At 74.2% G+C, this 9,084-nt stretch carries 12 protein-coding genes; 5 read left to right on the top strand and 7 right to left on the bottom strand.

All coding sequences use genetic code 11. The annotated features are described in order from the left end of the window. Positions 1-12: 12 nt before the first annotated feature. Both ACFVST_RS28770 and ACFVST_RS28765 read left to right on the top strand, forming a co-directional pair. The gene (locus ACFVST_RS28770) at positions 13-384 is read left to right on the top strand and encodes a hypothetical protein (RefSeq protein WP_390156528.1); all 372 of its coding nucleotides are present in this window, start codon (positions 13-15) and stop codon (positions 382-384) included. A 6-nt stretch (positions 385-390) separates the two neighbouring features. Next, positions 391-1,044 (top strand): SDR family NAD(P)-dependent oxidoreductase, encoded by a 654-nt coding sequence (locus tag ACFVST_RS28765; RefSeq protein ID WP_390156526.1) that lies wholly within the window; start codon positions 391-393, stop codon positions 1,042-1,044. 32 nt (positions 1,045-1,076) lie between these two features. Here ACFVST_RS28765 and ligD read toward each other — a convergent pair whose 3' ends face one another. Together ligD and ACFVST_RS28755 are read right to left on the bottom strand one after the other, a co-directional pair. Then, positions 1,077-2,081: a non-homologous end-joining DNA ligase gene (gene ligD / locus ACFVST_RS28760; protein ID WP_390156527.1), complete on the bottom strand. Its 1,005-nt coding sequence runs from the start codon at positions 2,079-2,081 to the stop codon at positions 1,077-1,079. After that, positions 2,078-2,719, bottom strand: coding sequence for a DNA polymerase ligase N-terminal domain-containing protein (locus tag ACFVST_RS28755; RefSeq protein WP_390156525.1), 642 nt, complete (start codon positions 2,717-2,719; stop codon positions 2,078-2,080). The genes ligD and ACFVST_RS28755 overlap by 4 nt, the downstream gene beginning before the upstream one ends. Positions 2,720-2,842: 123 nt before the next feature. Between ACFVST_RS28755 and ACFVST_RS28750 the strand changes: the two genes are divergently transcribed. Next, positions 2,843-3,604, top strand: a complete 762-nt coding sequence (locus tag ACFVST_RS28750) for a GvpL/GvpF family gas vesicle protein (protein WP_390156524.1) — start codon at positions 2,843-2,845, stop codon at positions 3,602-3,604. A gap of 10 nt (positions 3,605-3,614) precedes the next feature. On the opposite strand, the gene ACFVST_RS28745 is transcribed toward ACFVST_RS28750, so the two are convergent. The 5 genes from ACFVST_RS28745 to ACFVST_RS28725 form a co-directional block, all read right to left on the bottom strand. After that, positions 3,615-4,454 carry a VOC family protein gene (locus ACFVST_RS28745; RefSeq protein WP_390156523.1) on the bottom strand — a complete coding sequence of 280 codons (840 nt, stop codon included), beginning with the start codon at positions 4,452-4,454 and terminating at the stop codon, positions 3,615-3,617. Continuing rightward, entirely contained in the window at positions 4,454-4,756 is a 303-nt protein-coding gene (locus ACFVST_RS28740; RefSeq protein ID WP_390156522.1) for a DUF5133 domain-containing protein, read from the bottom strand. Before ACFVST_RS28740 ends, ACFVST_RS28745 begins: the two co-directional genes overlap by 1 nt. 109 nt (positions 4,757-4,865) lie before the next feature. Then, the gene (locus tag ACFVST_RS28735; RefSeq protein ID WP_390156521.1) at positions 4,866-5,519 is read right to left on the bottom strand and encodes a phosphoribosyltransferase; all 654 of its coding nucleotides are present in this window, start codon (positions 5,517-5,519) and stop codon (positions 4,866-4,868) included. Between the two features lie 143 nt (positions 5,520-5,662). Beyond that, the gene (locus ACFVST_RS28730) at positions 5,663-6,139 is read right to left on the bottom strand and encodes a VOC family protein (RefSeq protein WP_390156520.1); all 477 of its coding nucleotides are present in this window, start codon (positions 6,137-6,139) and stop codon (positions 5,663-5,665) included. Positions 6,140-6,268: 129 nt separating this feature from the next. Next, entirely contained in the window at positions 6,269-7,279 is a 1,011-nt protein-coding gene (locus ACFVST_RS28725; protein ID WP_390156519.1) for a Ku protein, read from the bottom strand. A 133-nt stretch (positions 7,280-7,412) separates the two neighbouring features. Here ACFVST_RS28725 and ACFVST_RS28720 point away from each other — a divergent pair, with 133 nt between their 5' ends. Beyond that, positions 7,413-7,778 carry a DUF6479 family protein gene (locus ACFVST_RS28720; protein WP_390156518.1) on the top strand — a complete coding sequence of 122 codons (366 nt, stop codon included), beginning with the start codon at positions 7,413-7,415 and terminating at the stop codon, positions 7,776-7,778. 121 nt (positions 7,779-7,899) lie between these two features. Beyond that, complete coding sequence (locus ACFVST_RS28715; protein ID WP_390156517.1) at positions 7,900-8,940, top strand: PRC and DUF2382 domain-containing protein; 1,041 nt, start codon at positions 7,900-7,902, stop codon at positions 8,938-8,940. The last annotated feature ends 144 nt before the right edge of the window (positions 8,941-9,084 follow it).

Below are 9,084 nucleotides of genomic sequence, written 5' to 3'. Positions count from 1 at the left end.
GAGCGATGCACGGTGACGAACACCGCGAAACAACCCGGCTGCGAAGTGCTGGTCGAACTCAGCGACTGCGCCGAGAGCGACGCCCAGACCGTCTTCGAGGCGCTGCGCGAGTCCTACTCCGGCGACCGCCCCGCCGAGGACGTGCCGCACCAGGTGGTCCCGCACCGGCCCAGCGTGTGGAGCGCCACCTTCGATGTGTGCGGCGAACGCAAGGCGGGCCCGCCGCACCGGCTCGGCGCACCCGTCGACGCCGACCTCCAGGGCGGCTACCACGCGGTGGACGAGCTGAGGTCCGCCCTCACCTCCGCGTTCACCGTCGAGGTCGTCGGCACCGTCTCCGGTGACCAGGAGAACCAGCTCCAGCTCCGACTCGAAAGCCGGTAGGCGCCCGTGACCAGCCCCACCGACACCAGGCCCCTCGCCGTGGTCACCGGCGCCGCCGGCGGCACCGGTCTCGAACTGGCCGCGCTGCTCGCCGAGGACGGCTTCGACCTGGTGCTCGCCGACGCCGGCGAGAACCTTCCGGCCGCCGCCGACGAGGCCCGGGTCCGCGGCGCCGACGTCCTCACCGTCACCGCCGACCTCGCCACCGCCCAGGGCAACGAGCAACTCCTCAACGCGGTCACCGCCTGGGGCCGGGCCGTGGTGGCCGCCGCCCTCACCGCCGACCCCGGCAGCGGCGGCCCCTTCACCGGCAGCGCCGCCGAGGACGACCTGCGGGTGGTCGACCTGTGCGTGGCCTCCCCGGTACGGCTCGCCAAGGGACTGCTGCGCCATATGACGGCCCGCGGCGAAGGTACCCTCGTCCTCGCCGCACCCCCCGCGGACACCACCGGAGCCGCCACCGTGTACGACGCCTCCGCCGCCTTCCTGGACGTCTTCGCGGGCCGGCTGCGCGGTGAACTCGGCGACACCGGCGTCATGGTGACCGCACTCACCGGCACCTCGGGCCCCGGCACCGAGGACCCGGCCCGACTGGCGCGCCGCGCCCACCGGTTGCTCGCCCAGCACGGCCCGCGCCGCCGCCCCGCCACCACCGGCTGACCCCCGTCTCCGCCCCCGTATCCGCGTACCGCTCAGGCCGTGCCGGGGGCGGGGTCGGGGCGTTTGTCCTCGCGCAGGCCGAGGAAACGCGGGTGGCGCAACATGCCGTCCCGGGTCCACTCGGTGAACTCGACCTGCGCCACCAGCAGCGGCCGCACCCACATCACCCGCGGCTCACGCACCGGATCCGCGAACGGCGAGGCCCCGACGCGCAGTTGGTCGAGTCGCCGCCGCACCGCCAGCAGCGTGCGCCGGTCGAAGCCGGTGCCCACCTTCCCCGCGTACCGCAGCCGGCCGTGCTCGTGGTGGCCGAGGAGCAGGGCGCCGAAACCGGTGCGGGTGCCGGCCGGGGCGGTGCAGCCGCCGATCACGAACTCCTGGCCGCGGATGCACTTCAGCTTCAGCCAGTCCGGGGAGCGCCGCGGCCGGTACGAGCTGTCGGCCCGCTTGGCGATCAGGCCCTCCCAGCCGCGCCGGCAGGCCTCCGCCAGCAGCTCGGGGCCGCCCTCGTTGCGGTGCACGGTCAGCCGCAGCGGCGGCCGGAAGGTGAGCGCCTGCCGCAGCAGCGACTTGCGCAGCCGCAGCGGCAGCCTGGTCAGATCGGCCCCCTCAAGCCGCAGCAGATCGAAGAGGTAGTACACCACCGCGACGCCGCTGGCCCGCACCTGCCGCGGGTCGGTGAGGCCCAGGCGCTGCTGGAGGCGGGCGAAGTCGGTACGGTTCCCGCTGAACGCGACGATCTCCCCGTCGGCGGTGAAGTCCGCGCACCGCTGCTCCCGCACCGCCGCCGCGACCTCCGGATAGGTGGCGTCCAGCGGCTGCCCGGTGCGGGACAGCAGCCGGACCCGGCCGCCCTCCTTCACGGCCAGCACCCGCACCCCGTCGAGTTTCCGCTCGAAGAGCCAGCGGCCGGAGAACTCCCGCCGGTCGGTGAGCGTGGCCAGCATCGGCGCCGCCGCCAACTCCGCGCCGGGCGGCGCCGGTTGAAGCCTCGACCGGTACTCCTCGGGCACCCGTTCCGGCAGCAGGCCGCTCACCGCCCGGCCCCGCGGTCCGAGTGCCACACCTCGGCCGGGTCCGCCGCGGTCTGCCGCAGGGTGTGCCCGGACCGCACCGACCGCGCCCGCCGCGGATCGGGGGTGCGCCCGCCGGGCCTGGCCCGCGGATCGTCCTCCTTCACCAGCAGCCACGCCTCCCGCTCGCCCTCTCCGCCGCCGCGGAACCGGGTCAGCGCATAGCCGCCGCGCAGCTTGCCGCCGTACAGCCGGAACGCGGCGTGCCCCCGGTCCAGGGCCTCGGCGAACGGCACCGGCCGCCCCTGCCGGTCGTGCGCCAGCGGCCGGTAGGTGCCCTCGTCCCAGACGATGACGGTGCCCCCGCCGTACTCGCCGGCCGGGATGACGCCCTCGAAGGTGCGGTACTCCAGCGGGTGGTCCTCGGTGGGCATCGCCAGCCGCCGCTCGTGCGGATCGGGCGACGGCCCCCGGGGCACCGACCACGATCTGAGGACGCCGTCCACCTCCAGCCGGAAGTCGAAGTGCAGGGTGCGCGCCTGGTGGATCTGCACCACGAACACCGGGTCGCCGCCCGCCTGTGCCGCGCCGCCGCCGCGCGGCTCCCGGGTGCGGTCGAAGCGGCGCCTGCCGCGGTAGGTGTCCAGCCGGTCACCGTCCATGACTGCCTCCCTCCGCGCACCCCGGGCGGCGCGGCCCGGGTTTGGCCGCGGCCCGACGGGTCACCCGAAGCCCCACGGTCAAACCGGTGCGCGGCCGGCCCCGTACGGCGAAGGAGGCGAGCGTTGAGCACCTATGTGTACGGCATCGTCGCCCGCGCCCACCCCGCGCCGCCCGCCGGTCTCGACGGGGTGGGCGATCCGCCGAAGCCACTGCGGCTGCTGACCGAGGGCGAACTCGCCGCCGTGGTCAGCGACGCCCCGCCGGGCCTGCGCCCCGAGCGCCGCGAACTCGTCGCCCACCAGCACGTACTGGACGCGCTGGAGGCGCACGGCACGGTGCTGCCGATGCCGTTCTCCTCCCTCGCACCGGACGACGCCTCGGTCCGCGGCGTACTCGCCCAGCGTGCCGGCCACTACCTGGAACGCCTCCACGCGCTCACCGGCAAGGTCGAGTACCGGGTGCGGGCCCGCCACGACGAGGAGGCGGTACTGCGGCGGGTGATGGTGGAGAACCCGGAGATCCGCACCCTCACCGAGGCCGGCGCGCTCGCCACCGCGGCGGGCGCCGAGGGATCGGAGGGCATGGACCAGCGGCTGCGGCTGGGCGCCCTGGTCGTCGGCGCGATCCAGGCCGCGGAGGCGGAGGACGCGGCGGAGGTGCGGCGGGTGCTGGAGTTCGTGTCCGAGGCGGTGAGCGTCGCACCGCCCGGCGAGCAGTGGCTGGTGGATGTGGCCTGCCTGGTCAGCCGGGAGATGGCCGATGTGCTGCTGACGACGGTGGAACGGCTCCGCGAGGACCACCCGCAGCTCGGGGTGTGGGTCAACGGGCCGCTGCCGCCGTGCAGCTTCGTGGAACCGGGCCCCTCCGCCCCCGCCCACCGCTGACCCCGCCGCCTCAGCCCCCGTCGCCGATGACCGGGTCGCTGCCCGAACTCACCGTGAACAGGCCGCCGTCCGGGTCCCGCAGCGTCGCCTGGTCGTCCCCCTCCTGACCGGCCGGCGCCTGCGGGACCGCCACCGAACCGCCGTGCCGCAGCGCCGCCGCCACACACACCGACACATCCGGCACCCGGAAATGCACCTGCCACCGGGGGCGCACCGCCGGGTCCGGGGCCGACTCCACCGCGCCGGACCGCAGCCGCGCCACCGCGTGGCCCCCGCTGAGCAGCACCACCTCCTCGTCGACGTAGCTGACCTCGCAGCAGCCGGGGATGCCGGAGGCCCAGTCCAGGACCTCGCCGTAGAAGATGGCCGCCTCGAAGGCGTCGCGGGTGCGCAGGCCCACCCAGACGCGGGCGTGCACCCGCCACAGCTCCCACTGGGCGAGCAGCCGCCCCTCCCAGATGCCGAAGACCGCGCCGTCCCGGTCCGCGGCCAGCGCCCCTCGGCCCGTGGTGAACGGCAGCGGGCCGACCGCGATGGTGCCGCTGCGCTCCCGCACCCGGCTCGCCGTCTCATCGGCGTCGGTCACGGCGAAGTACGGCGTCCAGGCCACCGCCACCCGCAGCGCGGGCGCCAGCGCGCCGATACCCGCCACCGGGAAGCCGTCCGAGTAGGCGACGCTGAACTCCTCGCCGAGATGCCCCCGCCGGAACTCCCAGCCCAGGACCGCACCGTAGAAACCGTGCGCGGACCGCAGATCGCGGGCCATCAGGCTCACCCAGCAGGGCGCGCCGAAGACCGCCTCGGTGGACGTGCTCCGGGCGGCGGCCGTGCGCGTCATGTCCTCGTTCATCACCGGCCGCGGTCCCCTCGCCGTCCCGCGCCACCGGCCGTCAGATCGCCGCCGCGCGCGGTGTCCCGGTGCCCGGAGCCGTGCCGGTGGCCGCGTGGTCTGCGGGTGGCCGCCAGATACTCCTCCGCGGCCCGCACCGCCTCCGGTGCCGTCCGCCGTCCCATCAGAATGCAGAGCGTGTACGCGGTGTCCTCCAGGTGTCTGCGCACCGCCTCGTTGTGCGGTGCGGCCATCAGCAGCCGTTCCCAGCGCCGGTAGCGGCGCAGCAGACGGGCCACCTGGGCTCGGCCGGGCAGCAGCATGGTGGTGCTCCTCCTGAGATCCCCGCTGCCATCTTCACCCCTGCCGCGCGGGCTTTCCTGTTGGCGCTTCAACGAGCGCCCACACCCGGCCCGCCGGACCGGACCCGGCTCACGCGGTGGTGCGGAAGGAGCGCAGGGCGGTGAGGACCTCCTCGTCCGTGGGTTCTTCGAAGTGCTCGTACCAGGGGCCCACCGCCCGGAAGTGCTCCGGCGCGTGGAGGCTGATCACATGGTCGGCCTCCTGGCGCAGCGCCAGTACCGTGTCCGGGCTGGCGACCGGCGCGGCCGCCAGCAGCAGCCCGGGGCGCTGGCGCCGCAGTACGCGCAGCGCGGCGGCCGCGATGGAGCCGTGCGAGAGGCCGTCGCTGACCACGATCACGGTGCGCCCGGCCAGCTCGGGCCGCGGCAGGCCGTCGCGGTAGAGGTCGTCCAGGCGGTGCAGTTCGGTGCGCTCGCGTGCCACGTCCTCGGACAGGTCGTGCTCGGTGAGATTGAGGAGGCGCAGCATCGGCCGGTCGAAGATCGGCGGCTCCTCCTCGACGATCGCCCCGAGCGGTGACTCGGGGCGGCCCGGCAGGGTGATCCAGCGCACCGGCAGCACATCGAGGCCCGCGTGCAGCTCCCGCGCCAGCTCCTGGCCCACCGGCACCCCGCCGCGCGGCACCGCCAGCACGATGGGGTCCACGAAATCCCTGGTGTCGCGCCAGGCCAGGAACCAGTCGGCGAGATCACGGCCCGCCTGCCGTCGGTCGTGGAATTTCATGCGTCGCTCCCTGCACGGCTCGATGCGCGGCCCCGCGGGCCACGCCGCCCCACGGGTTCCCCGCACACCGGCCGTGAACCCGGGCGGCACCCGGCGCGGAAGCGGGTACGGGAGCCCGGTACGGCCCTGCGGTCGGCCGCTGCTCAGGCCCGGTCCGCGGCCGCCTGCAGAGCCGCCAGATCGATCTTCTGCATCCCGAGCATGGCCTTCATCGCGGCGGCGGCCCGCGCCGGATCCGGGTCGCCCAGCACCTCGGCCGCGGGCTTCGGGAACACCTGCCAGGACAGCCCGTACTTGTCCTTGAGCCAGCCGCAGGGGCCCTCGGAGCCGCCGTCCGCGGTGAGCTTCTCCCAGTAGTAGTCGACCTCGGCCTGGTCCTCGCAGTCGATCTCCAGCGAGATCGCCTCGGAGAAGGTGAACTCGGGGCCGCCGTTGATCGCGGTGAACGGCTGCCCGTCCAGCTCGAACCGGACCAGCAGCACCGTCCCGGCCTCCCGCGGTCCCGCCTCGGTGTAGTGGGCGACCTCGGTGATACGGGAGTTGGGGAAGACGGACAGATAGAAGTCGGCGGCCTCCTCGCTCTGCGTGTCGAACCAGAGGTTGGGCGTGATCCTGGGCATGGGCACTCCTCGTGTCTCTCGTACCGGCTGCCTCGGGCGGCCCCGGTCGCTCTTCACTACAGACCGACGCGCGACCGGAAACTCATCTCCGGTCAGCTCATCTCCCGCCACCTCCGTGTCCCGGTCGCGTCAGGAGGCGGCTCTCCGGCGGCCCCGGGAGGCGGCGCCGTCCTCCCCGCCGAGTGCCGCGACGAGCTCTTCGCGGTTCATCCCGGACCGCCCCCGCACCCCGGCGTCCGCGGCCCGCCGGTACAGCTCCGCCTTGGTCAACTCGGCCAGCCCGCCGGGGGGTTGGGCGCGCCCGGTACCGGACCCGGACCCGTTCCGCCGTCCGGACGCCGCGCGCCGGGTGCCGCCCTTCGCCCGGTCGACGCTGGCCTTCAGGACGTCCATCAGGTCCACCACCTCGGTGGGCTCCGCGGGGCCCTCCGCCTTGGGGACCGCCTCTCCGGCCTGCTTCGCGGCGACCAGTTCGGTGACCTTCTCCCGGAAGGTGTCGTGGAAGTCCTCCGGCCGCCACCGGATGCTCAGCGTCTCGATCAACTGCTCCGCGGTGCGCAGCTCCCGGTCGGTGATCCCGCTGACCCCGGCGGCGGACGGCAGCGGATCCACCACCTCCCGCGGATCGCGCACCTCGTCCGCCCAGTGCAGCGTGTGCAGCGCCAGCACCCCGTTCTCCGAGGCCACCGCCACCAGATACTCATGGCTGCGCATCACGAAGGTCGCCACCGCCGCCTTCCGGGACCGCTCCAGCGCCTCCACCAGCAGCGCGTACACCTTCTCGTAGCCCTCGCCGCGCGGCCCCAGATAGTAGGTGCGGTCGAAGTAGACCGGCTCGATGCGGTCCACCGGCACGAAGCCGCTGACCTCCAGGGACTTGGAGCGGCCCGGGGCGATACCGTCCAACTCCTCGCGCTCCACCAGTACGTACTCGTCACCCGCGTCGAAGCCCTTCACCACGTCGTCGAGGGGGACCTCCTCGCCGGTGCGCTCGTTGACCCGCCGGTTGCGCACCCGGTCCGAAGTCCCGCGCTGCAACTGGTGGAAGCGGATGGTGTGGCTGTCGGTCGCCGTGTACAGGCCGACGGGCAGCGTCACCAGGCCGAACGTCAGCGCACCGCTCCAGACCGGACGCGCCATCACCGTCACCCCGCTTCCGGGTCGCGGACCGTCCCACCATGGCACTGCGCCCGGCCGCTGATCGCATCCCGGGGGCCGCGGGCGGCGCGGGAAGTGGCTGGGTTACGGGGGAGGGGGTGGGTACTCGGACGTCATGATCGAATCGACGCAGGTCCTGGCGGCGTCCAGCGGCTACCTCTTCATCGGCGCGGCCGGGGTGGGCGTCCTGATGGTGTGTGCCCTGATCTGGGCGGTGTGGCTCGGCATCCGGATCCGCGACCGCGAACCCGAACCGCCGGACCCGGAGGACCAGCCGCACCTCCCCCGGGGCGGCGCGGTCCGCTGGGAGCAGGAGGCGCGGGAGTTCGACGAGATGCCGCGCAGCGAACGCCGGCTGATGCCGTACGAGATGGGGCACATGGGCAACTCGCCCACCCGCCGCGCGGCCGACCAGCGCCGCCGCAAGTGGACCCCCGGCTCCAGCGGCTCCTTCGGCAGCGGCCGGGCGGGGAGGGGTTAGGGGCCGCCACGCGACCGAGACCCCAGGACACAGGTCACCGTTCGCCAGCATTTGGGCGTTTTGTCATGGTGTTGGCGGTGACCCGGCCCCCAAGAAACCGACCAGGACGAGGGAGCGCACAGTGATCACGCGAGAGCAGATACCCAGCGTGCTCGACCACGCGGTGTACGGCCCGGACGGGTCGAAGATCGGCGACGCGAAGCACATCTACCTCGACGACGCCAGCGGCCGGCCCGAGTGGGCGACCGTGAAGACCGGCATGTTCGGCACCCGCGAGACGTTCGTTCCCATCGGCGACGCCACCCTGGTCGAGGACCACCTCGAAGTGCCCTACGACAAGGCGAAGGTCAAGGACGCCCCGACGGTGGAGGTGGACGCGGGCGGCCATCTCTCCCAGGAGGAGGAGCACCGGCTCTACGAGTACTACGGCGTCGACTGGGACGAGGCCTGGGACAAGGCCGAGCACCCGGGCCGCGACGACACCGGAGAGGCGGCCGGGGCGGCGGGGATGGCGGGTGCGGCCGGGGCCGCGGGCGCGGCCGGGCGAGCCGAGGCCGCGGAGGACACCGGCGGACGCACCGCCGACACCGGTACCGAGCGGACCGCCATGCCCGGTGGCACCGCGGAGCCCGGCACCCGCGAGGACCTGACCGGCAAGCCCGAGGGCCGCACCGCACACGACACCTCCGCGGACACCGCCGAAGCCATGCGCACCGGCCGGACCGGCACCGGCGAGGAGGGCATGATCCGCTCCGAGGAGCAGCTCCGCGTCGGCGTGGAGAGCGAGGAGGTCGGCCGGGCCCGCCTGCACAAGTACGTGGTGACCGAGGAGGTCGAGCAGGTGGTGCCGCTGCGCCACGAGGAGGTGCGGGTGGAACGCGAGCCGATCACCGAGGCCGATCGCGGTGCCGCCTTCTCCGGCCCGGACATCGCCGAGGCCGACCACGAGGTGATCCTGCACGCCGAGCGCGCCGTGGTGGAGACGGAGGCGGTGCCGGTGGAGCGGGTCCGCCTGACCACCGAGGAGCACGTCGAGCAGGAGACCGTACGCGGCCGGGTCCGCAAGGAGAAGATCGACCTGGAGATGCCGGACCGCGAGGCCACACCCCCCGAGGGCAAGGGCGGAATGCCGCAGGGCAAGGGCCGCCGCGGCATGAGCTGATCCCGGACCGGCCCGCCCGGGCACGGGACGCCCCCGCCGCCGCCCCCGCCGGGTGCCAACCCGGCGGGGGGGGGGGGGGCCCCCCCGAAAAGGGGCGCACAGGGGAACCCACCGGGTGGGGATCAGGGCCGAAAAGAAATAACA

This window comes from Streptomyces sp. NPDC058045 (assembly GCF_042885635.1).
Classification (GTDB): Bacteria; Actinomycetota; Actinomycetes; order Streptomycetales; family Streptomycetaceae; genus Streptomyces.
This window is presented reverse-complemented; position numbering and strand designations above follow the sequence as displayed.

Bases quoted from the DNA above. Each gene is read 5' to 3' on its own strand.
- ACFVST_RS28735 (WP_390156521.1), bottom strand. From the start codon at position 5,519: ATGAAATTCCACGACCGACGGCAGGCGGGCCGTGATCTCGCCGACTGG.
- ACFVST_RS28755 (WP_390156525.1), bottom strand. From the start codon at position 2,719: ATGGACGGTGACCGGCTGGACACCTACCGCGGCAGGCGCCGCTTCGAC.
- ACFVST_RS28720 (WP_390156518.1), top strand. From the start codon at position 7,413: ATGATCGAATCGACGCAGGTCCTGGCGGCGTCCAGCGGCTACCTCTTC.
- ACFVST_RS28725 (WP_390156519.1), bottom strand. From the start codon at position 7,279: ATGGCGCGTCCGGTCTGGAGCGGTGCGCTGACGTTCGGCCTGGTGACG.
- ACFVST_RS28745 (WP_390156523.1), bottom strand. From the start codon at position 4,454: ATGAACGAGGACATGACGCGCACGGCCGCCGCCCGGAGCACGTCCACC.
- ACFVST_RS28730 (WP_390156520.1), bottom strand. From the start codon at position 6,139: ATGCCCAGGATCACGCCCAACCTCTGGTTCGACACGCAGAGCGAGGAG.
- ACFVST_RS28740 (WP_390156522.1), bottom strand. From the start codon at position 4,756: ATGCTGCTGCCCGGCCGAGCCCAGGTGGCCCGTCTGCTGCGCCGCTAC.